The organism is Delftia sp. UME58 (assembly GCF_014170385.1).
Classification (GTDB): domain Bacteria; phylum Pseudomonadota; class Gammaproteobacteria; order Burkholderiales; family Burkholderiaceae_C; genus Comamonas; species Comamonas acidovorans.
Map to the genome: position 1 here is coordinate 236,408 of NZ_LZZV01000088.1, position 21,218 is coordinate 257,625.

General features: G+C 65.8%; 23 protein-coding genes and 1 rRNA gene. 21 read left to right on the forward strand and 3 right to left on the reverse strand.

Translation table 11 applies throughout. The features are described 5' to 3' along the window. Nucleotides 1–12: 12 nt before the first annotated feature. The 12 genes from fliG to fliR all read left to right on the forward strand — a co-directional run bounded on the left by fliG (nucleotide 13) and on the right by fliR (nucleotide 9,840). Complete coding sequence (fliG, locus tag A9976_RS22455; RefSeq protein ID WP_012202571.1) at nucleotides 13–1,008, forward strand: flagellar motor switch protein FliG; 996 nt, start codon at nucleotides 13–15, stop codon at nucleotides 1,006–1,008. Next, on the forward strand, nucleotides 1,001–1,876 hold the full coding sequence (locus A9976_RS22460; RefSeq protein ID WP_183020839.1) for a flagellar assembly protein FliH: 876 nt from the start codon (nucleotides 1,001–1,003) through the stop codon (nucleotides 1,874–1,876). Before fliG ends, A9976_RS22460 begins: the two co-directional genes overlap by 8 nt. Next, nucleotides 1,866–3,308 (forward strand): flagellar protein export ATPase FliI, encoded by a 1,443-nt coding sequence (gene fliI / locus A9976_RS22465; protein WP_259649271.1) that lies wholly within the window; start codon nucleotides 1,866–1,868, stop codon nucleotides 3,306–3,308. The genes A9976_RS22460 and fliI overlap by 11 nt, the downstream gene beginning before the upstream one ends. A 65-nt stretch (nucleotides 3,309–3,373) precedes the next feature. Next, nucleotides 3,374–3,838 carry a flagellar export protein FliJ gene (locus A9976_RS22470; protein WP_183020840.1) on the forward strand — a complete coding sequence of 155 codons (465 nt, stop codon included), beginning with the start codon at nucleotides 3,374–3,376 and terminating at the stop codon, nucleotides 3,836–3,838. 3 nt (nucleotides 3,839–3,841) lie between these two features. Then, nucleotides 3,842–5,353, forward strand: coding sequence for a flagellar hook-length control protein FliK (locus A9976_RS22475; RefSeq protein WP_183020841.1), 1,512 nt, complete (start codon nucleotides 3,842–3,844; stop codon nucleotides 5,351–5,353). A gap of 253 nt (nucleotides 5,354–5,606) precedes the next feature. Then, complete coding sequence (gene fliL / locus A9976_RS22480; RefSeq protein WP_012202576.1) at nucleotides 5,607–6,182, forward strand: flagellar basal body-associated protein FliL; 576 nt, start codon at nucleotides 5,607–5,609, stop codon at nucleotides 6,180–6,182. 18 nt (nucleotides 6,183–6,200) lie between these two features. After that, nucleotides 6,201–7,205 carry a flagellar motor switch protein FliM gene (gene fliM / locus A9976_RS22485; RefSeq protein ID WP_016449325.1) on the forward strand — a complete coding sequence of 335 codons (1,005 nt, stop codon included), beginning with the start codon at nucleotides 6,201–6,203 and terminating at the stop codon, nucleotides 7,203–7,205. Continuing rightward, nucleotides 7,195–7,626: a flagellar motor switch protein FliN gene (gene fliN, locus A9976_RS22490; protein WP_013800372.1), complete on the forward strand. Its 432-nt coding sequence runs from the start codon at nucleotides 7,195–7,197 to the stop codon at nucleotides 7,624–7,626. The genes fliM and fliN overlap by 11 nt, the downstream gene beginning before the upstream one ends. 10 nt (nucleotides 7,627–7,636) lie before the next feature. Further along, complete coding sequence (locus A9976_RS22495; protein ID WP_012202579.1) at nucleotides 7,637–7,972, forward strand: flagellar biosynthetic protein FliO; 336 nt, start codon at nucleotides 7,637–7,639, stop codon at nucleotides 7,970–7,972. Then, nucleotides 7,965–8,750, forward strand: a complete 786-nt coding sequence (gene fliP, locus A9976_RS22500) for a flagellar type III secretion system pore protein FliP (protein WP_232245706.1) — start codon at nucleotides 7,965–7,967, stop codon at nucleotides 8,748–8,750. The genes A9976_RS22495 and fliP overlap by 8 nt, the downstream gene beginning before the upstream one ends. Before the next feature lie 26 nt (nucleotides 8,751–8,776). After that, nucleotides 8,777–9,046 carry a flagellar biosynthesis protein FliQ gene (gene fliQ, locus A9976_RS22505; RefSeq protein WP_012202581.1) on the forward strand — a complete coding sequence of 90 codons (270 nt, stop codon included), beginning with the start codon at nucleotides 8,777–8,779 and terminating at the stop codon, nucleotides 9,044–9,046. A gap of 29 nt (nucleotides 9,047–9,075) precedes the next feature. Then, nucleotides 9,076–9,840 carry a flagellar biosynthetic protein FliR gene (gene fliR / locus A9976_RS22510; RefSeq protein ID WP_183020842.1) on the forward strand — a complete coding sequence of 255 codons (765 nt, stop codon included), beginning with the start codon at nucleotides 9,076–9,078 and terminating at the stop codon, nucleotides 9,838–9,840. A gap of 54 nt (nucleotides 9,841–9,894) precedes the next feature. Here the strand turns inward: fliR and A9976_RS22515 are convergent, their stop codons facing one another. Continuing rightward, entirely contained in the window at nucleotides 9,895–10,524 is a 630-nt protein-coding gene (locus A9976_RS22515; protein WP_012202583.1) for a response regulator transcription factor, read from the reverse strand. Nucleotides 10,525–10,563: 39 nt separating this feature from the next. Continuing rightward, nucleotides 10,564–11,712 carry a response regulator gene (locus tag A9976_RS22520; RefSeq protein WP_183020843.1) on the reverse strand — a complete coding sequence of 383 codons (1,149 nt, stop codon included), beginning with the start codon at nucleotides 11,710–11,712 and terminating at the stop codon, nucleotides 10,564–10,566. Nucleotides 11,713–11,831: 119 nt separating this feature from the next. Here A9976_RS22520 and A9976_RS22525 point away from each other — a divergent pair, with 119 nt between their 5' ends. The 7 genes from A9976_RS22525 (at nucleotide 11,832) to A9976_RS22555 (ending at nucleotide 18,376) form a co-directional block, all read left to right on the forward strand. Continuing rightward, complete coding sequence (locus A9976_RS22525; protein WP_012202585.1) at nucleotides 11,832–12,278, forward strand: hypothetical protein; 447 nt, start codon at nucleotides 11,832–11,834, stop codon at nucleotides 12,276–12,278. Between the two features lie 52 nt (nucleotides 12,279–12,330). Beyond that, nucleotides 12,331–12,693, forward strand: a complete 363-nt coding sequence (locus A9976_RS22530; RefSeq protein ID WP_016449331.1) for a response regulator — start codon at nucleotides 12,331–12,333, stop codon at nucleotides 12,691–12,693. 39 nt (nucleotides 12,694–12,732) lie between these two features. After that, nucleotides 12,733–14,931 carry a chemotaxis protein CheW gene (locus tag A9976_RS22535; RefSeq protein WP_183020844.1) on the forward strand — a complete coding sequence of 733 codons (2,199 nt, stop codon included), beginning with the start codon at nucleotides 12,733–12,735 and terminating at the stop codon, nucleotides 14,929–14,931. Nucleotides 14,932–15,050: 119 nt separating this feature from the next. Then, a complete protein-coding gene (locus A9976_RS22540; RefSeq protein WP_183020845.1) occupies nucleotides 15,051–15,539 on the forward strand; it encodes a chemotaxis protein CheW in 489 nt (162 codons plus the stop codon). A gap of 26 nt (nucleotides 15,540–15,565) precedes the next feature. After that, nucleotides 15,566–16,456 carry a CheR family methyltransferase gene (locus tag A9976_RS22545; protein ID WP_183020846.1) on the forward strand — a complete coding sequence of 297 codons (891 nt, stop codon included), beginning with the start codon at nucleotides 15,566–15,568 and terminating at the stop codon, nucleotides 16,454–16,456. 33 nt (nucleotides 16,457–16,489) lie between these two features. After that, nucleotides 16,490–17,227, forward strand: coding sequence for a chemoreceptor glutamine deamidase CheD (gene cheD / locus A9976_RS22550; RefSeq protein WP_183020847.1), 738 nt, complete (start codon nucleotides 16,490–16,492; stop codon nucleotides 17,225–17,227). Nucleotides 17,228–17,242: 15 nt separating this feature from the next. Next, entirely contained in the window at nucleotides 17,243–18,376 is a 1,134-nt protein-coding gene (locus tag A9976_RS22555) for a chemotaxis response regulator protein-glutamate methylesterase (protein WP_183020848.1), read from the forward strand. Nucleotides 18,377–18,451: 75 nt separating this feature from the next. On the opposite strand, the gene A9976_RS22560 is transcribed toward A9976_RS22555, so the two are convergent. Beyond that, complete coding sequence (locus A9976_RS22560) at nucleotides 18,452–20,329, reverse strand: ATP-binding cassette domain-containing protein (RefSeq protein ID WP_013800378.1); 1,878 nt, start codon at nucleotides 20,327–20,329, stop codon at nucleotides 18,452–18,454. Between A9976_RS22560 and A9976_RS22565 the strand changes: the two genes are divergently transcribed. Together A9976_RS22565 and A9976_RS22570 are read left to right on the forward strand one after the other, a co-directional pair. Next, entirely contained in the window at nucleotides 20,285–20,776 is a 492-nt protein-coding gene (locus A9976_RS22565; RefSeq protein WP_183020849.1) for a hypothetical protein, read from the forward strand. The genes A9976_RS22560 and A9976_RS22565 overlap by 45 nt on opposite strands. Nucleotides 20,777–20,899: 123 nt before the next feature. Next, nucleotides 20,900–21,218 (forward strand): 16S ribosomal RNA (locus A9976_RS22570); the annotation flags it as partial.

Genomic DNA, 21,218 nt, shown 5'->3' on the forward strand with positions numbered 1-21,218 from the left:
GATTGCTGAGATATGGACGAACGAGGCCTGAACGACGCCGCCATCTTGCTGGTCTCCCTGGGCGAGGAGGAAGCGGCCGAGGTGTTCAAGCACCTCACCCCGAAGGAAGTGCAAAAGCTCGGCGAGACCATTGCGCACATGCGCGGTGTCTCGCGCGAGAAGGTGGACTTCGTCATCAACCGCTTTGCCGATGACGCAGCCGCGCAAAGCCTGCTGGTGGACGACGCCAGCGGCTATGTGCGCTCGGTGCTCAAGCGCGCCCTGGGCGACGACAAGGCGGCGCTGCTGATCGACCGCATCCTGCAGGGCGGCGATGTCTCCGGCATCGAAAGCCTCAAGTGGATGGACCCGCTGTCCGTGGCCGAACTGCTGCGCGGCGAGCATCCGCAGATCGTGGCCGCCATCCTCGTGCACCTGGAGCACGAGCAGGCCGCTGCCGTCCTGATGCAGCTGCCCGAGCGTTTTCGCAGCGAAGTCATGCTGCGCGTTGCCACGCTGGAAGGCATTCAGCCGACCGCGCTCAAGGACCTCAACGAGGTGCTGTTCCAGGTGCTGGCCGGCGGCGACAAGATCCGCAAGACCTCGCTGGGCGGCGTCAAGACGGCGGCCGAGATGATCAACAACCTCGGCGGCAATGCCGACGTGGCCGTGCTGGACACCATCCGCAACTACGACCCGGACCTGGCCCAGAAGATCATGGACAAGATGTTCGTGTTCGACGACCTGGTCAAGCTGGACGACCGCTCTGTGCAGCTGGTGCTGCGCGAGGTGGTGTCCGAGACGCTGATCATCGCGCTCAAGGGCGGCTCGATGGAAGTGCGCGACAAGATTCTGGCCAACATGTCCATGCGTGCCGCCGAGTCGCTGCGCGAGGACCTGGAAGGCCGCGGCCCGATGCGCCTGTCCGAAGTGGAAGCGCAGCAAAAGGAAATCCTGAAGGTGGTGCGTCGCCTGGCCGAAGAAGGCCAGATCACCATCGGCAGCGGTGCGGAAGACAGCTATGTCTAACGGCATGAACTCGCGCTTCATCCCCTCCGAGGAGATCGACGAGCGCCAGGTGGTGCAGTGGCGCTTCGGCGCCGTGGACCACATGGGCGGCCTGCAAAGCCTGCCCGGCCTGGCGGGCCTGCCCGACATACAGGGTGCTCCAGGCGCGCAGGCCGCGCCCACCTCCTCGTCGGGCTTTCACAGCCTTTCGCTGCCCGGCCGCTCCGATGCGCCCCGGCTGGAGGCCGACTCCATGGTGCTGGATGTCGAAGCCGGCACGCCGGTCGCCCCGGCCTCCACCGCCCCCGCAGTGGATGAGGAGCAGCTGCATGCCCTGCTGGAGCAGGCACGCGCCGAAGGCCATGCCGAGGGGCTGGAGCAGGGCCGCCAGGAAGCCCAGCAGCAGTGGCAGCAACACATGGATGACTACGTCTCCGGCGCAGGCCGCGAGACGGCGCAGCGCGTGGACGCGCTGCTGTCCGGCCTGGATGCCGGCTTCAAGCAGCTGCAGACGGATGCAGCGCAGGAACTGCTCAACCTGGCCTGCGACATTGCGCGCCAGGTGGTCCGCCAGGAGCTGCGCAGCCAGCCCCAGGCCCTGTTGCCCGTGGTGCGCGAGGCGCTGGACATGCTGGCCGCCGACGGCCGCGCCGCCACCGTGCGCCTGAATCCCGCCGACTTCGCCGTGCTGGACGAGGCGCTGCGCGCCGAGCATGGCGCCCAGTCCAAGGTGCAGTGGATCAGCGACGCCTCCGTGGCCCAGGGCGATGTGCGCGTGGAATCGGGCGGCGCCCAGGTCGATGCCGGCATGGACAAGCGCTGGCGCCGCGCCGTGGCCGCGCTGGGCCTGGTCTCCACCTGGTATGACGGAGAACGCGATGCCGGTTGACGCCCCGCTGGCCGACGCCGCCAAACTGACCCCCGAGCCTGCCGCCAGGCCCTGGCAGCAACTGCTGTCCAATGCCCGTGCCCGCCTGCAGGGCGACATTCCCCTGGAAACCCACGGCACGCTCACGCGCCTGACCGGCCTGGTGCTGGAGGCCACGGGCCTGCAGGTGCCCGTGGGCTCGCAGTGCTGGATACGCCAGCAGGGCCAGGACCCGGTGCTGGCCGAGGTCGTCGGCTTTGCCGGCGAGCGTGCGTTTCTCATGCCTGCGGGCGACATCCAGGGCCTGTCCAGCGGCGCCATCGTGACGCCGGCCGAACCCTTTGTCGCACCGCTGCGCTTTGGCGACGGTGTCGAGCCGCCCGTGTCCCTGGCTGCCGGCGTGCTGCGCCTGCCCATTGGCAGCGGCCTGCTGGGCCGTGTCGTGGATTCGCAGGGCCAGCCCCTGGACCATGGCGGCCCGCTGGCCGACGTGAGCGCCGATCTGCTGGACCGCAACCCCATCAACGCCATGGACCGCGACCCTGTGCGCGAGACGCTGGACACCGGCGTGCGCTCGCTCAACGCCCTGCTCACCGTGGGCCGGGGCCAGCGTCTGGGCCTGTTCGCGGGCTCGGGCGTGGGCAAGTCCGTGCTGCTGGGCATGATGGCGCGCTACACCCAGGCGGATGTGATCGTGGTCGGCCTGATCGGCGAACGCGGCCGCGAGGTCAAGGAATTCGTCGAGGACATCCTCGGCGCCCAGGATCGCAGCCGCGCCGTGGTCGTCGCCGCGCCGGCCGATGCGCCGCCGCTGCTGCGCATGCAGGGCGCCGCCTATGCCACGGCCATTGCCGAGCATTTTCGCGACAAGGGCCAGCATGTGCTGCTGCTCATGGACTCGCTCACCCGCTATGCCATGGCCCAGCGCGAGATCGCCCTGGCCATTGGCGAGCCGCCGGCCACCAAGGGCTATCCGCCGTCGTGCTTTGCCAAGCTGCCCGCCCTGGTCGAGCGCAGCGGCAACGGCCTCAACGGCGTGGGCTCGATCACGTCCTTCTACACCGTGCTGTCCGAAGGCGATGACCAGCAGGACCCTATTGCCGACGCGGCGCGCGCCATTCTGGACGGCCACGTCGTGCTGTCGCGGGCGCTGGCCGAGTCGGGCCACTACCCGGCCATCGATATCGAGCAATCGGCCTCGCGCGTGATGCACAACGTGGTCTCGCGCGAGCACTTCGAGCTGGCACGGCGCTTTCGCGCTGTCTATTCGCGCTACCAGAAGGGGCGGGACCTGGTCCAGGTCGGCGCCTACATGGCGGGCTCGGACCCGCAGATGGATGAGGCGATACGCCTGCAGCCGGCCATGGCGGCCTTTCTGCAGCAAAGCATGTTCGAGTCGGCTTCCATGGACGAGAGCATCTCGGGCATGGCTGCCGCACTCGGTGGGCAGTGACGCGGCGACGCGGCACTGCCAAAACGCGACCAACGCGATAACGAACACAGGGAGGAAAACCCGGTATGTCGTCCTTGAATGCCTTGATGGTGGCCATCGATGCCGCGTCGCGCAAGCGTGACGAGGCGCGCCAGGCGGTGCAGGAGCGCCAGCGCTCGCAGCAGGCCGCGCAGGCGCAAATGGAGCAGCTGCAGCACTATGTGCAGGAAATGCAGACGCGCTGGGGTGCGCAGGAAAACCAGTCCGTGCAGCCCGAGGTCATGTTCCACCAGTACCAGTTCATGGACCGCCTGCAGCACGCCATCGGCCTGCAGACGCGGGTGCTTGCCGACCTGGCCATCCGCCTGGAGGCCGCGCAAAAGGCCTTGATGGCCTGCGAGCTGCGGGTCAGCAGCCTGCGCAAGGTCGTCGAGGTGCGCCGCCGCGATCTGGCGCTGGGCCAGATGCGCCGCGAGCAAAAGGAGACCGATGAACGTGCGGCCATCCAGTTTTTCCGCCGCAGCTTCGGGCTGACATTCCAGGAGGCTTGACGCATGTCCACCAACCAGATCGAACAGCGCGCCGATGCGCGCAGCGCCATGCAGCGCGCCATGGAAGGCGCTCGCTCCGCGCGCGGCACGCAGCCGCCCTCCAACGACCAGGCCGCAGGCTTTTCTTCGTTGCTGGCAGCGATGGACGGCATTGGCGGATTGCCGGCGCTGGCCTCGGGAGCCCTGGGCCAGGCCTTGGGCGAGGACGGTAGTGCCGCTCTTTCCGCGCTGTCCAGCCTCAAGGGCGCAGCCAAGGACGGCCTGAAGGATGCCGCAGACCTGCTGGCCGATCCCGGCCTGGCGCAGGGCCTGCTGCAGCAGCCGCAACTGCCGCTGCAACCGCAGGCGGAGCCGACCGATATGACCACCTCGGCGCAGGCCGATGCCATGGCGCTGGCTGCCAACGGCCAGGCGCCCTGGCTCAGTCTGGTCGGGCAGACCGCCCATCTGGACGGCAAGGGTGACCGCGACATGCTGCAGGGCGTGGCGGGCGACTGGCTGTCCGGCCGGGGCAGCGCCGCCATGATGGCCCTGCGCCAGGAGCAGGGCGCCGTGGCGCACGCGGCCTTCCTGGCACCGCAGTCCGCAGCCGGTGATGCCGCAGGCACGGCGCTGGCCACGGCCAGCGCCAATGCTGCGGCCCTGGCTGCCGCTGCGGACCCCAATGCAGCCGGGGCACTGGCCGATGGCGCTGCGCGCAGCACCCAGGCACAGACCCAGGCCGCCGATGTGCTGGCCGCCGTGCAGTCCGATGCGGCACTGACGGCCGCCGCCGCACGCACGGCAACTACCGCCCAGGCCACGCATGAACAAACGCCCCAGGCCCTGGCGGCCGGTGTGCGGCAGGACGTGGCTCTGGCGTCGGGCATTGCGCTCAACGGCATGGCCGCAGTGCGGCCCGAGGAATGGCGCGGCCTGTTCGAGCGGGCCCGGGAGGGCGGCACCGCCTCCACGGAGTCGGCGGCGAACGGACTGCACGGCGTTGCGGCTGCCGTGGGCGCGGCGCATGCCGGCCAATCCCTGGGCCAGCAGGCGGCCGGCCAAAATGGCGCGGCCTTTGCCCAGCCCGACGCCCAGGCCCAGCCGGGCAACTCCACCGAGCGCGAGCAGCAGGTGTCCGAGCAGGTGGCCTTCTGGGTCCACAACAAGAACCAGAACGCCTCGCTGTCCGTGGAGCATGAGGGCCGGGCCATCCAGGTGCAGGTCAGCCTGCAGGGCAACGAGGCCCATGTGCGCTTTGGCGCCAGCGAAGCCCAGGCGCGTGACTGGCTGGGCAACGGTGCCGACCAGCTGCGCGAGCTGCTGCAGGCCCAGGGCCTGCAACTGGCCGGCGTCAGTGTGGATGCGGGCGGCCAGTCCGGCAGCGGTGATTCGGCAAGACAGGGTGCGGACGCCCAGGCGCGCCAGGGCCGCGTGAGCGCCATGGTCGATGCCGCCGGCGTCACGGGCGGCAATGGTGCCGCACAGGCCGGTGGTGGCCGCGCGGCGGCGGGCGGGGTGGATCTGTTCGTCTGATTCTTCCTGCGCTTCTTGCGGGGCGGCGCATGCGCCGTTCCAGGGCTTTCAGGACAGGCCGGGTGGCGACAAGCTGCCCGGCCTGTGGCGTTTGAGGGCCATCAAGCCAGCGAGAAACCGGGGTTTCATGCGCTTATTCAGGCCATGGTCCGGGGTCCAATCGCCGAATAATTCCTGCCATGGGCCTGCTGCGTCATGGCGCCGCGCATGAAGCGCGAGCGCGTGGCGGTCCCGCTCACCCAGAGGAATTCCAGTGTCTGCCACACCCAATGCCGCCAACAATGCAGCTCCCGCCCCGGCCAAGGGCAAGAAGCTGATCGTGCTGATCGTCATCATTGCCGTCCTGGCCATAGGCGCGGCCGCTGCCTTCATCCTGCTGTCCAAGCGCCACAGCAGCGGCGATGAGGAAGAGGGCAGCGCCAGCAAGGCGGCCGTTACCGTGCCCACCTTCCTGCCGCTGGACAACCTGGTGGTCAATCTGTCCGATACGGGCGGCGACCGCTTCGTGCAGATCGGCATCACGCTGGAGCTGGCCGACGAGAAGACGGCCACCACGGTCAAGCAATACCTGCCCAGCATCCGCAACGGCATCCTGATGCTGGTGTCCCAGCGCACGGCCGAGGAACTGCTGGAGCGCGAAGGCAAGGAGCGCCTGGCCGCCGACGTGCTCAACGAAGTGTCGGCCCCGCTGGGCTACGGCAACCAGGCCAAGGCCAAGAAGCGCAGCCGCGACGAGGACGCCGAGGACGAAGACGGCGAACGCCGCCGCTCCTCTGCTGGCAAGAACCCGGTGCGCCGCGTGCTCTTCTCCAGCTTCATCATCCAGTAACCGGGGAGGCCAGGCGCCATGAGCGATTCGTTTCTCTCCCAGGAAGAAGTCGATGCCCTTTTGGAGGGCGTGACCGGCGAGAGCCAGAAATCCACGACCGAGGAGGTCGAGGCGGGCATCATCCGCCAGTACGACATCTCCAGCCAGGAGCGCATCGTGCGCGGGCGCATGCCGACGATGGAAATCGTCAACGAGCGCTTTGCCCGCAACTTCCGCATCGGCCTGTTCAACTTCATCCGCCGCAGCCCCGAGGTGTCGGTGGGCACGGTATCGGTGCAGCGCTACAGCGCCTTCCTGCGCGAGCTGGTGGTGCCCACCAACTTCAACATCGTCGCCATCCGCCCGCTGCGCGGCAGCGGCCTGGTGGTCTGCGACCCCTCGCTGGTGTTCGGTGTCATCGATACGCTGTACGGCGGCACGGGCCGGCTGCAGACGCGTATCGAAGGACGCGACTTCTCGCACACCGAGCAGCGCGTGATCAACCGCCTGGTCAACGTGATCTGCGAGGAATACAAGAAGGCCTGGCACGGCATCTATCCGCTGGAGCTGGGCTACCAGCGTTCGGAGATGCAGCCGCAGTTCGCCAACATCGCCACGCCCAGCGAAATCGTCGTGTCCACGGCCTTCCAGCTGGAGATCGGCGACATCTCGGGTTCCATCCACATCTGCATGCCCTATGCGACGCTGGAGCCCATCCGTGATGTCCTGTACTCCTCCACGCAGGGCGACTCCATCGAAGTGGACCGCCGCTGGGTCAAGGTGCTCAAGCGCGAGATCCAGGCCGCCGAGGTGACCCTGGTGGCCGAACTGGCGCGTGCCGACGCCACGGTGGAGCAACTGCTGGCCATGCGCCCCGGCGATTTCATCGAGCTCGACCGCGAGCCGCTGATCCGTGCCTCCATTGGCGGCGTTCCGATTTTCGAGTGCCAGTACGGCACTCACAACGACAAGTACGCAATCCGCGTCGAGCACTGCCTGCGTGGCGCCGACGCTGGCTGGATGGGAGAAAACAATGGCAACTGAAGATACGCAAAAGCCCGCTGGCGATGATCCGTTCTCGGGCTGGGCAGAGGCATTGGACGAGCAGCGCGAGCGCGACGCCAAGCTGGAAGAGGAGCAGGGCGGCCCGCTGACGGGCGAGCCCGTGCGTCCCTACGCCGGTGGCGGCGATGTGCCGGTCAACGACATCAACATGGTGCTGGACATCCCGGTGCAGCTGTCGGTGGAGCTGGGCCGCACCAAGGTGCCGATCAAGTACATCCTGCAACTGGCCCAGGGCTCGGTGGTCGAACTCGACGCACTGGCCGGCGAGCCCATGGACGTGCTGGTCAATGGCTACCTGATCGCCCAGGGCGAGGTGGTGGTGGTCAACGACAAGTTCGGTATCCGCCTGACCGACGTGGTCACGCCGTCCGAGCGCCTGCGCCGGGTCAGCCGTGGCTGAGAGCGCTGGCATGGGCCCGCTGTGGCCGACCCTGCTCACGGTGGTGGCCCTGGTCACGGCCATGGCCGCTCTGCCCTGGCTGCTGCGCCGCTTCCAGCAGCGCACGGCTGCGCTGCGCGGTGCCGCCGGCCTGCAGTCGCGGGTGCTGGGCGCCGTGGGCGTGGGCCCGCAGCAGCGGGTGGTGACGGTGGAAGTGGGCGAGGGCGCGCAGACCGTGCGTCTGGTGCTGGGCGTCACGGCGCAGAGCATCCAGTGCCTGCATGTGCTGCAGGCCCCGGCCCCTGCTGATTTTTCGGCTGCGATGGCGCAAGCGCGCAGCCTGCCTGCGGACGGTGCGAATGTCTGAATATTCCTGCAAGCGCCCGGCGCGCACGCTGAGCCAGGCCGCTGGTGCCGCAGCGCTGGCGCTGTGCTGCGCCACGCCCCTGGCCTCCTGGGCACAGGGCGCGCCCGCCAGCCTTCCGCTGGTCATCGGCCAGGGCAGCGGTGGCACCAGCTTTTCGGTGCCCATCCAGACCCTGCTGTTCTTTACGGCGCTGTCCTTCCTGCCGGCCATCCTGCTGATGATGACGGGCTTCACCCGCATCGTCATCGTGCTGTCGCTGATGCGCCAGGCGCTGGGCACGCAGTCGGCGCCGCCCAACCAGGTGATCATCGGCCTGTCGCTGTTCCTGACGCTGTTCGTCATGGGCCCGACCCTGGACCGCGTGTACCAGGAGGCCTATGTGCCCTACACCACGAATGCCGTGACCTTCGAGCAGGCCGTCGAGAAGGCCGAGGCGCCCATGCGCGACTTCATGCTCAAGCAGACGCGCCAGTCGGATTTTGCGCTGTTCGCACGGCTGGCCAAGCTCGATGCAGGCGTCACCAGCGAGACCGCACCGCTGCGCGTGCTGGTGCCCGCCTTCGTGACCAGCGAGCTGAAGACCGCGTTCCAGATCGGCTTCATGATCTTCATCCCCTTCCTGGTCATCGACATGGTCGTGTCCTCGATCCTGATGTCCCTGGGCATGATGATGCTGTCGCCCGTGCTGGTGGCCCTGCCGTTCAAGCTCATGCTCTTCGTGCTGGCCGATGGCTGGAACCTGCTCATAGGCTCGCTGGCCGCCAGCTTCGCCGTCTAGCCCCGCTCTTTTTTGGAAACCCTTCCATGACGTCCCAATACGTGCTCACCTTCGGCCGCGAGGCACTGACCTTGCTGCTCATGATCTCCATGCCCGTGCTGGGCGTGGTGCTGGCCGTGGGCCTGGCCGTCAGCGTCTTCCAGGCGGTGACCCAGGTGCATGAGGCCACGCTGGCCTTCGTGCCCAAGCTGATCTCCGCCGTGCTGGTGTTTGCCATTGCGGGCCCGTGGATGCTGAGCACGCTGGTGGACTTCATCCGCCGCACCATAGAGACCATTCCGCAGGCGGTGGGCTGAGCCCTTCGCAGCATGCAGGAATCGCCGCCGTGATCACCTTCAGCGAAGCCCAACTGGTGGCGTGGCTGTCGCCCGTTCTCTGGCCGTTTCTGCGCGTGCTGGCCATGTTCTCCGTGGCCCCCGTGTTCTCGCAGCGCGTCATTCCCATGCGGCTGAAGATCGGCCTGGCCTTTCTGGTCGCGGTGTGTGCGCAGCCCGTGCTGGGCGACCAGCCCGTGATCGGCATCAACTCGCCGCAGGCGCTGGGCACGCTGATACAGCAGGTCGGCGTGGGGCTGGCCGTGGGCTTTGCCGTGCGCCTGGTGTTTGCCGCCGTGGAGGTCGCGGGCGAGGTGGTCGGCCTGCAGATGGGCCTGAATTTCGCCAGCTTCTTCGATCCGACGACGAATGCCCAGCTCAGTGCGGTGGCGCGCTTCATGGTCCAGATTTCCACGCTGCTGTTCATCGTCATCAACGGGCACCTGCTGGTGCTGATGGCCGTGCTCAAGAGCTACGAGGCGTTTCCTGTGGACGGCAGCTTCCTGCAGGCCATCAACCAGATGCGGCTGCACGAGATGGGGGCGGCGGTCTTCGCCAGCGCCTTCTGGATCGCCCTGCCCATGGTCGCCATGCTGCTGTTCGTGAACCTGGTGCTGGGCATCATTTCGCGCGTGGCACCGCAGATGAACATCTATGCCGTGGGTTTTCCGGTCACGCTCACCGTGGGCCTGACGGGATTGATGGCCACGCTGCCGCTGCTCGAGCAGCCCCTGGTCGCCTTGCTGCAGCGCGGCATTGCGGTATTTGGCACTTAAATGTAAGCAGTTGTGAAAAACAACAGATTTACAGGCCTGTCGGCCGCAAAAGCCTCAGATCAGCTGGTTGTGGATGGCATAGGCCGTGAGTTCGGCATTGCTGCTCATCTGCAGTTTTTCCAGCACGCGCGCACGGTAGACGCTGACGGTCTTGGGGCTGAGCATCAGCTCGGTGGCGATGTCGGTCAGCCGCTGGCCGGCCGCGATCTTGATCAGCGTCTGCAGCTCGCGCTCGGACAGGCTTTCATGCGGCACCTGGGGTGCGGGCTGGGCCAGGCTGTCGGCCAGCATCTGGGCCACTTCGGACGTCAGGTACTTGCGCCCCGTGGCCACGGTGCGCACGGCCTCGATCAGCAGCACCGGGTCGCCTGCCTTGTTGGCGTAGCCCTGCGCGCCTGCCTTCAGGCAGCGCAGCGCGTACTGATCCTCGGGGTACATGGAGACCATGAGCACCTTGATCAGCGGATGGGTTTCGCGCACGCTGGCCAGGGCTTCCAGGCCGCTGCGGCCGGGCATGTTGATGTCCAGCAGCAGCACGTCGCAGGTGGCGGTGCGCAGCTGTTCGCGCAGCTCGGCATAGCTGCCTGCTTCGGCGGTGACGCTGATGTCCACTGCCTCGGCCAGGGTGTCACGTATGCCCCGGCGCAGCACCGCATGGTCGTCGCACAGCACCACGTGGATCAAAGTCGGCCTCCTGGAAAAAGGGTCACGCCGCCATGGCGTTCAGCATTCATTGCCCGGGATATTAGGGCAAGCGCCGCCATCGTCCAGCGGAATGGAGACGATGACCGAGGTTCCGCGTCCGGCTTGACTGCTGACATCCAGCCAGCCCTGAACGGTGCGCGCACGCTCGCCCAGACCGCGCAACCCGAAGGATTCGGGCTTGTCGCGCGCGCCTTCGGCCAGGCCCACGCCGTCGTCCGTCACCTCCAGCGTGAGAAAGCCTTCGCGGTCCGAGAGATCGATGTCCACATGGCGCGCCTGGGCATATTTGCCGACGTTGGTCAGCGCCTCCTGGGCCGTGCGGTAGGCCACGACCTGGATGTCGGGCGCGATATCCATGCTCTCACGGCTGCTGCGCACCCGGGTGGGCACGCCCGTGCGGCGCTCGAAATTCTCGGCCAGCCATTGCACGGCGGCCACCAGTCCCTGGTCCAGCACGGGCGGGCGCAGGTTCATCATGATGCGCTGGCTTGCACCCAGCGCATGCTCCAGCATTTCCAGCGCGGCCAGCGCATGCTCACGCAGTCCGCCCTCGGGCGCATTGCGCGCAATCCAGGCCACGTCGAACTTCACCGAGGTCAGCGAACCGCCGATGTCATCGTGGATCTCGCGGGCAATGCTGGCGCGCTCACGTTCGGTGGAGGTCTGCAGGTGCTCGGTCAGGTCGGCCAGGCGCCGCTCGGACGCCGCCAGTTCGGCCGCCGCGCGGCGGCGCGCCAGGCGGGCCTCGTGCACTTCCAGCGCATGCGAGACCACATGGGGCAGGCGCGTGATGTGGTCCTTGAGCAGGTAGTCGCTGATGCCCTCGCGCATCACGTCCACGGCGGCCGACTCGCCGATGGCGCCGGACAGCAGCACAAAGGGCGGATGCCCGGGCTGGCGGCGCACCAGCTCCCAGGCGTCCAGCGCCGTGAAGCCGGGCAGGTGGTAGTCGGCCAGGATGAGATCGAATGCCTGGCTCTGCAGCGCGGCAGCGGCATCATCGAGCAGGTCGACCGCCACAATCTCGCAGACCAGTCCACCGCGCAGCAGGCTCAGCCGCGCCAGCGCCTGGTCGGCCGCCGAATCCTCGATGTGCAGTATGCGCAAGGGCTTGTGCGGTGGTCTGGCATCCCCGGGGGCGCTATCATGAGATACATTTTGGAACATAAATACAGGTGGTCGTGTACATCAAGGGATGCGCCGCATTCCTGGGGACGATTGACAAGGGCTGGCCATGCTGCAGAGCATGGCGAACATTGGGCTGAAACGCTGGTGGTGGAGTAACAATGCAGTCAATGCACAAGCCTTCGGGCGAGCCTGCTGTCCCCATGCCCGTCATGGTGGCCGCAGACCTGCAGGATGCCTTGCTGGTGGCGATGCGCGATCTGCAGCGCCTGGAAGGCCTTCTCAATCATGCAACGCAGAACCTGCTGGACCGTTTCGACGAGACCCACGGCCAGCTGGCCGGTGAGGCGCTAGGCGCCTTGCCCGAGTTGGACGCCGCGCGGTCCACGCTGCGTCTGGCGGTGACCGAGTTGCAGTTTCACGACATGTCCTCCCAGTTGATCGCCCATATTACGAAGATTTTGCAAGGCTGCGCGTTCCAGTTGGCCGCAGCCACCATGGGCGTGGACGAAGGGGAGGACGATTCCCTGGGCCTGCCGGCGATACCCGACCGGCCCAATCCCGTCACGCAAAGCGAGATGGATGCTGGCTCGGTCGAGCTGTTCTGACCGCTGACCATGCACTCCTCTACCTTTTATTGCCCGTCTGTTGGAGCTATACATGCGATCGATTCTGGCTGTTGATGATTCCCCCTCGATGCGAAAGATGGTGGCGTTCACCCTCGCAGGGGCGGGATTTCGCGTTGTGGAGGCGGTGGACGGCGTGGATGCGCTCGAAAAGGCACAGCTCGAACAAGTCGATCTGGTGCTGGCCGACCAGAATATGCCGCGTCTGGATGGCATCGGCCTGACGCGCAAGCTGCGTGAAAACCCGAAGTTCCAGAACACGCCCATTCTCATTCTCACCACCGAATCCAGCGACCAGATGAAGCAGGCCGGACGCGCCGCGGGCGCCACGGGCTGGCTGGTCAAGCCCTTCGATCCAAACCGTTTGATCGAAGTCATTCAGAAAGTAATGCGTTGAGCCGATAAGTACGGGCAACAGGAAACAGCAGGACCAAAGATGGCGGATCTACACCAGGATGGGGCAGGAGCGGGCGCGGACTTCGACCTGAGCCAGTTCTATCAAATCTTCTTCGAAGAAGCGGCCGAGAACCTCGACCAGATGGAGCAGATGCTGCTGAATCTGGATCTGTCGGCGGCCAACGACGAGGAACTCAACGGCATCTTCCGATGCGCGCACTCGATCAAGGGCGGGGCGGCCACCTTCGGCTTTGCCGACGTGACCGAGCTGACACACCGCATGGAGTCGCTGCTCGACCGGCTGCGCCGGCACGAGATCACACCGATTCCGGAAATGGTCGATGTGCTGCTGGAGTCGGCCGATGCCAGCCGCAGCCTGCTGGCGCGCCACCAGGCCGGCAACGAGGGCGAGGCCCTGTCCACCACGGATCTGGTGGCCCGCATCGAGACGCTGGCGGAAGGCCGCGGCGCCGTACCTGCAGCGGCAGCGCCGGCTCCCGCACCAACCCCAGCTCCAGCCCCTGTGGCTGCGCCGGCACAGGCTCCGGCCCCGGTTGCTGCCGCACCTGTCTCGGGCGGCGCCGTCGGCACGGCACCCGGCAGCGGCGGACGTTCGCTGCATATCCTGATCGGTCCGCTGGAGCGCCTGGAGATGGCCGAGGCCATCAAGGAGCTGTTCCGCGACATTCCCGGCCTGGGACGTATCGAGGACCTGGCCTGCGATCAGCCGCAAAGCCGCCTCTTTGACGTGCAGACCTCGTCCACCGACGACGACCTGCTCGATCTGTTCGCCTTCCACGTGGCCAAGGAGCAGGTCCGCATCACGGCGGCCGGAGCCTCTGTCGAGGCAGCACCCGCAGCGGTGGCGGCGCAAGCTCCGGCCGCTGAAGAGCATGCGCACGACCCCGACGCCGCCCTGGCCTCGGCAGCCATCCCCCCGGCCGACGAAGCCTATGGTTTCTTCAACGGCTCGCCGGGCATGCCCGTGGCCGATGGCGCGCTTGCCATCCACCCGGCAGGCGCCGTGGCCAAGCCCGCTGCCAAGACGGCAGCCCAGGCGCAGCAGGCGCAGATGGAGTCCACCAGCATCCGCGTGTCGGTCTCCAAGGTCGACCAGCTCATCAACCTGGTGGGCGAACTGGTCATCACCCAGGCCATGCTGGCGCAGAACAGCCATGGACTGGACGCCTCGGCCTACCAGCAACTGCTGGCCGGCCTGGCCGACCTGGATCGCAATACGCGCGATCTGCAGGAATCGGTGATGTCCATCCGCATGATTCCCATGTCCACCGTGTTCAGCCGTTTCCCGCGCATGCTGCGCGACCTGGCCGGCAAGCTGGGCAAGAAGATCGACCTGATCACGCTGGGCGAGGCCACGGAGCTGGACAAGGGATTGGTCGAAAAGATCACCGATCCGCTGACCCATCTGGTGCGCAACAGCGTGGACCACGGCATCGAAATGCCCGAGGACCGCCTGGCGGCCGGCAAGTCCGAGCACGGCACGCTGACGCTGGCAGCCTCCCATCAGGGCGGCTCCATCGTCATCGAGGTGCGCGACGACGGGCGCGGCATGAACCGCGAGCGGATTCTCCAGAAGGCCCGCGAACGCGGCATGGATGTCTCGGACAACATGCCCGATCAGGAGGTCTGGCAACTGATCTTCGCTCCGGGCTTCTCCACGGCCGATGTGGTCACCGACGTGTCCGGGCGCGGCGTGGGCATGGACGTGGTCAAGCGCAATATCGCGGCGCTGGGCGGCTCGGTCGAGATCGAGTCCAACCAGGGCAAGGGCATGCGCGTGGCCGTTCGCCTGCCACTGACCCTCGCCATCATGGATGGCATGTCGGTCGGCGTCAGCGACGAGGTCTACATCCTGCCGCTGTCCTCGGTGGTCGAGTCCTTCCTGGTCAAGGCCGAGGACGTGAACACCGTGGCCAACGGCACGCAGCTGGTCAAGGTGCGCGACGAGTACATGCCCGTGTTCGCGCTGGAAAAGACCTTCCGCGTGCCGCGCAGCGACACCAGCCAGTCCAGCAACATCATGGTGGTGGTCGAGTCCGATGGCAGCCGCGTGGCCCTGCTGGTCGACGAGCTGCTGGGCCAGCACCAGGTGGTGGTCAAGAACCTTGAATCGAACTACCGCAAGGTGCCCAACGTTTCGGGTGCCACCATCCTGGGCGATGGCACGGTGGCGCTGATTCTGGACACCGGCGCGCTGGTGCGTCGTGCACGCCACTGAACGGGACAGGGATACCTACCTGACCCCAATCGACGGCGCCGCAGGCACCGCCTGCGCGCCGCCAAGAAACCATGGCCTTCGCCACCACGGCGCGGGCCCGACAGTTGAGGAGCTGAGCAATGAGCGTGATCGCTAAGACCGCAGAAGGCGTCGCCACCGGCGCGCGCGAGTACCTGACCTTCCGCCTGGACCAGGAGGAATACGGCATCGACATCCTGAAGGTGCAGGAAATCCGCGGCTACGAGCCGCCGACCCGCATCGCCAATGCGCCCGAATTCATCAAGGGCGTGGTCAATCTGCGCGGCACCATCGTGCCCATCGTGGACATGCGGCTGAAGTTCAACTGCTCCCAGGTGGAATACAACAGCTTCACCGTCGTCATCATCCTGAACCTGCGCAACCGCGTCGTGGGCATCGTGGTGGACTCGGTCAGCGACGTGATGGAACTGGCGGCCGATGCCGTGCGCCCGGCGCCGGACATCGAAAGCGCCATCGACAGCGGCTGCATTCTGGGCCTGGGTTCCGTGGGCGAGCGCATGCTCATCCTGCTGGACATCGAAAAGCTCATGAACAACGTGGACATGGGCCTGGTCGCTTCGGCCGACTGAGACCCGTCCTTGCACTGAGCGCCCTCATGCGATCCGGCTCTTCCAATGCGGCACTGGCCGCACGTCCCGTCGCCGACGACGGGGATGCCAACGGGCCCCTGGCCCAGGGGCGCGAATTCGAATGGTCGTCGCGGGACTTTGCCCGCGTACAGGCGCTGATCTACCAGCGGGCCGGCATCAGCCTGCACGATGGCAAGCACGCCATGGTCTACAGCCGCCTGTCGCGGCGCCTGCGCGAGACAGGCTACGACAGTTTTGCCTCCTACCTGGACTGGCTGGAGTCGCAGTCCGACGGCGTGGAGTGGCAGGAGTTCGTGAACGCGCTGACCACCAATCTCACGGCGTTCTTTCGCGAGCAGCACCATTTCGAAATCTTTGCCCAGCATCTGCGCAGCAAGCCGGCCGGTACGGCCTGGAAGGTCTGGTGCAATGCGGCCTCGACCGGGGAAGAGCCTTACTCCATCGTCATGACGGCGCTGGAAGTGCTGGGTGCCACGCCCAGCTTTCAGCTGCAGGCCAGCGACATCGACTCGCGCGTGCTGGATACGGCATCGGCCGGCGTCTACCGCGCCGAAAGCATCAAGGGCATGAGCGCCGAGCGCCTGCACCGCTTCTTCCTGCGGGGCAAGGCCGGCAATGCGGGCCTGGTGCGCGTCAAGCCCGAGCTGCGCCGCCTGGTGGAGTTTCTCAACGTCAACCTGATCCGTGACGACTGGCCGTTCCGCGACCCCTTCGACGTAGTCTTCTGCCGCAACGTGATGATCTACTTCGACGCGGCCACGCAGCGCCGCGTGCTGGAGCGCATCCACCGCGTGATGAAGCCCGGTGGCCTGTTGTTCGTCGGGCATGCCGAGAACTTCAGTGAGTCGCGCGATCTGTTCACGCTCAAGGGGAAGACCGTCTATGAGCGCCGCTGACGCAGGTCCTGCCGCACGCCAGGGGGTGCGCCCATGATCGGAGACCGCCCCGCCTTCGCACCGCAGCCAGCGCCCTCGGAGCGTCGCCGCATGCCGCGCATCAACAGCTATACCGCTGCCGACTATCCGGCGCCGGGCGACCCGGTGCCGCGTTCCTCGCTGGAGCAGCTCAAGCGACAGCAGCGCTACCCCGGCGAGGCTTCGTTCTTCTACTACGACCCGCATTTCCAGCACAACGCAGTCAAGGTCCTGCCGGGCGAGTACTTCGTCTCCAGCGAGGACGTGATCCTGGTCACCGTGCTGGGCTCGTGCATTTCGGCCTGTCTCTGGGACCGTGCCATGCGCGTGGGAGGCATGAACCATTTCATGCTGCCCGACGGCGACTCGGCCGACGCATCGGGCCGCTACGGCTCGTACGCCATGGAGCTGCTGATCAACGAAATGCTCAAGCTCGGTGCCCGTCGCGAGTCGCTGCAGGCCAAGATCTTCGGCGGCGGGCAGGTGATGCACAACTTCACCACCATGAACGTGGGCGAACGCAATACCGCCTTCGTCACGCAGTACTTGCAGACCGAGCGCATCCCCATCGTCTCGGAGGATGTGCTGGACATCTACCCCCGCAAGGTGGTGTTCTTCCCCGCCAGCGGCAAGGCCATGGTCAAGCGCCTGGCCCATGCCCATCCGGAGGAGCTGGTACAGCAGGAATTCACACGCGGCAATGCAGCCGTCGTGGCACGCAATACGGCAGGCGGCTCGGTCGACCTGTTTTGAGGAAGGTTCAAAGGAATGGACAGGAAAATCAGGGTGATCGTGGTGGACGACTCTGCGCTGGTGCGCAGTCTGCTGTCCGAGATCATCAATCGCCAGCACGACATGGAATGCATCGGCTCGGCCAATGACCCGCTGATCGCACGCGAAATGATTCGCGAGATGAATCCCGACGTGATCACGCTCGATGTGGAAATGCCGCGCATGGACGGCATCGACTTCCTGGGCAGGCTCATGCGCCTGCGTCCCATGCCGGTCGTCATGATCTCCACGCTGACCGAACGCGGCGCCGAGGTCACCATGCGTGCACTGGAGCTGGGCGCCATCGACTTCGTGGCCAAGCCGCGCGTGGGTGTCTCCAACGGCCTGCAGGAACTGGCCGCGCAGATCGTGGACAAGATCCGCGTTGCTGCCGTGGCCCAGGTACGGCGTCTGCCGGTCGCTCCCCGCAGTGCAGCCTCTGCCGCAGGCAGCGCGGCAGCGCCGGTCGCTTCCTCTGCAGGTTCGGCCGTGCCGCGCCAGGCTGCACCGGCGTCGCTGCTGGGGCGGCTTTCCACGGAAAAACTGGTTGCCATCGGCGCCTCCACGGGCGGCACCGAGGCCATCCGCGAAGTGCTCACCCATCTGCCGGCCGACTGTCCGGCCATCGTCATCACCCAGCACATGCCGCCGGGCTTCACCACCAGCTTCGCGGCCCGGCTCAACAGCCTGTGCCAGATGACCGTGAAGGAAGCGCAGCACGGCGAGCGCCTGCTGCCCGGTCATGCCTATATCGCCCCGGGTGGCAAGCATTTCTCCGTGCAGCGCAGCGGCGCCAACTATGTCGCCGTTGTCGACGACAGCCCGCCGGTGAATCGCCACAAGCCTTCGGTCGAAGTGCTGTTCAAGTCGGTGGCCGCCTGCGCGGGCCGCAACGCCTACGGCATCATGCTCACCGGCATGGGCGCCGATGGTGCGGTCGCCATGCGCGAAATGCGCGATGCAGGCAGCTACAACTTCGTGCAGGACGAGGCCAGCTGCATCGTCTTCGGCATGCCGCGCGAGGCCATCGCCCACGGCGCCGCCGACGAAGTGCTGCCCCTCAACCAGATCGCCGCCGCCTTGCTGGGCAAGCTGCGCATAGGTTCTGACCAGGTGCACCACCGCATCTGAACGGAACGGCCGGCTCTGGCGGCCTCCATGAAAAAAGAGCGCATGGCGCTCTTTTTTTTCAGTTCGACACGGTGCTTACTCGGACAAGGCGCTCCAGCGCTCCAGCGCCTCCATCAGCTGCTCATCGATCTCGCCATCGCGCTGGTGCAACTGAACGGCGCGGGAGTTGTCGTTGGCATACAGAGAGCCGTCGGCCAGGGCCTCGCGAATGGATTTCTGCTCCGCCTCCAGCGATGCAATGGTCTCGGGCAACTGATCTAGCTCGCGCTGCTCCTTGTAGCTGAGCTTGCGCTTGGGCTTGCTGTCGCTGCGCACCGCCGTCGGCTTGGCCTCCTCCTTGGCAGGCTTGGGCTGTGCAGCCTCGGCCAGATCCTGGCTGCGGCGCGACTGGTCCAGCCAGTCCTGCACGCCGCCTTCGTATTCGCGCCACTTGCCCGGCCCTTCCCAGGCAATGGTGCTGGTGACCACGTTGTCCAGGAAACTGCGGTCATGGCTGACCAGGAACACCGTGCCGTCGTAGTTCTGCAGCAGGTCTTCCAGCATCTCCAGCGTCTCGATATCGAGGTCGTTGGTCGGCTCGTCCAGAACCAGCACATTCGCGGGACGGGCAAACAGGCGTGCCAGCAGCAGGCGGTTGCGCTCGCCGCCGGACAGTGAACGCACGGGAGAGTGAGCGCGTGCCGGAGAGAACAGGAAGTCCGACAGATAGCTCTTCACGTGCTTTTTCTGGTTGCCGATCTCTATCCACTCGCTGCCAGGGCTGATGAAATCCTCCAGCGTGGCATCCATATTGATCTGGTGCCGCATCTGGTCGAAGTACGCCACCTGCAGATTCGCTCCCAGCCGCACGTTTCCGCTGTCAGGCGCCAGTTCGCCCAGAATCATCTTGAGCAGCGTCGTCTTGCCGGCACCGTTGGGCCCGATCAGTCCCACCTTGTCACCGCGCAGGATGGTGGCGCTGAAATGCGAAACGATCTGCTTGTCGCCAAAGGACTTGGCCACATCGGTCAGCTCGGCCACGATCTTGCCCTGGTAGCCATCGCCCCGGCCCGAGGCAATGTCCATCTTCACCCCGCCCAGCACATCGCGGCGGGCAGCGCGGTTGGCCCGCAACTGCTCCAATCGACCGATGCGGCTCTGGCTGCGCGTGCGGCGTGCTTCCACGCCCTTGCGGATCCACACCTCCTCCTGGGCCAGCAGCTTGTCGGCCTTGGCGTTGATCACGGCTTCCTGGGCCAGCTGATCTTCCTTGGTTTGCTGGTACTGAACGAAATTGCCGGGATAGGAGCGCAGCGTTCCACGATCCAGCTCAACGATGCGCGTGGAGACGCGGTCCAGGAAGGAGCGGTCGTGGGTAATGGTCACCACGCTGCCCTTGAAATTCAGCAGCAGCTCCTCCAGCCACTCGATGGCATCCAGGTCCAGGTGGTTGGTCGGCTCGTCCAGCAGCAGCACGTCAGGACGGGCCACCAGCGCCTGGGAAAGCGCAACGCGCTTCTTCATCCCCCCGGACAACGTGCCCACCAGGGCGTCGGGATCCAGGTGCAGCCGCTGCAGCGTCTCTTCCACGCGCTGCTCCCAATTCCAGGCGTCATAGGCCTCGATCTGGGACTGCAGCGCATCGAGATCCTCGCCCTCGCCACCCGCCAGATAGCGCTCGCGCACGGCGATCACCTCGGCAATACCGGCGGACGCCGACTCGAAGATCGTCTGCTCGGGCACAAGCACCGGCTCCTGCGCCACATAAGTAATGCGGATACCGGACTGCGTCTGGACCTGGCCGTCATCGGCCTTGGCCAGTCCGCCAAGAATCTTCAACAAAGAGGACTTCCCTGCGCCGTTGCGACCGATCAGGCCCACACGTTCGCCGCTCTCCAGGGAAAACTGGGCGTGGTCGAGAAGCGCCACATGCCCGAACGCCAGTTGGGCGTCTATCAAAGTAATCAATGCCATCGTGCGCGCATTATCTATGCGGGCCCGATTCCTGGTGCAGGCAGCACGGCCTCCCCGCCCGGAGCCTGCCGCAGGGCAGGCTCCGGGCCGGTTTCAGAGGGCGGGGCGCTGGCTTCTTCACGGGTCTGCAAGGAAGTTCACGAATTTCACGCCATCGGTAAAAACCCATGCTATAGTTCGATCCCTCGTCGCCGCACTGCCTTGCAGACAGCGATGAGTCAGAAAAGTCTTGTAGACAGCATGAAAAAACGTGCTACAATGCAAGGCTCTGCTGAAGAGAAGCGATGCAGATCGCTGGTGTTGAAAAAATCAAAGAAATTTGATTGCAACGACGCTAAAAACTGTGCTAGAATTCAAGGCTTCGCTGATCGCAGCGAGTCGGAAGCAAGGAAGAAATTCTGTGCTTCGATCCTTAAAAATATACAGCCGATAAGCGTGGGCGTTTGAGGCGAACAGCCAAGTTCTTTGGAACTCGGCTCTTTGAAGCCAAAAACGCTCATGAGAATAGAAGTGAAGTTCACTTCAATTCCGTTTTTATGAGTTAGTCGAAAGACTTTAAATTTCAAGATCGAACTGTAGAGTTTGATCCTGGCTCAGATTGAACGCTGGCGGCATGCCTTACACATGCAAGTCGAACGGTAACAGGTCTTCGGACGCTGACGAGTGGCGAACGGGTGAGTAATACATCGGAACGTGCCCAGTCGTGGGGGATAACTACTCGAAAGAGTAGCTAATACCGCATACGATCTGAGGATGAAAGCGGGGGACCTTCGGGCCTCGCGCGATTGGAGCGGCCGATGGCAGATTAGGTAGTTGGTGGGATAAAAGCTTACCAAGCCGACGATCTGTAGCTGGTCTGAGAGGACGACCAGCCACACTGGGACTGAGA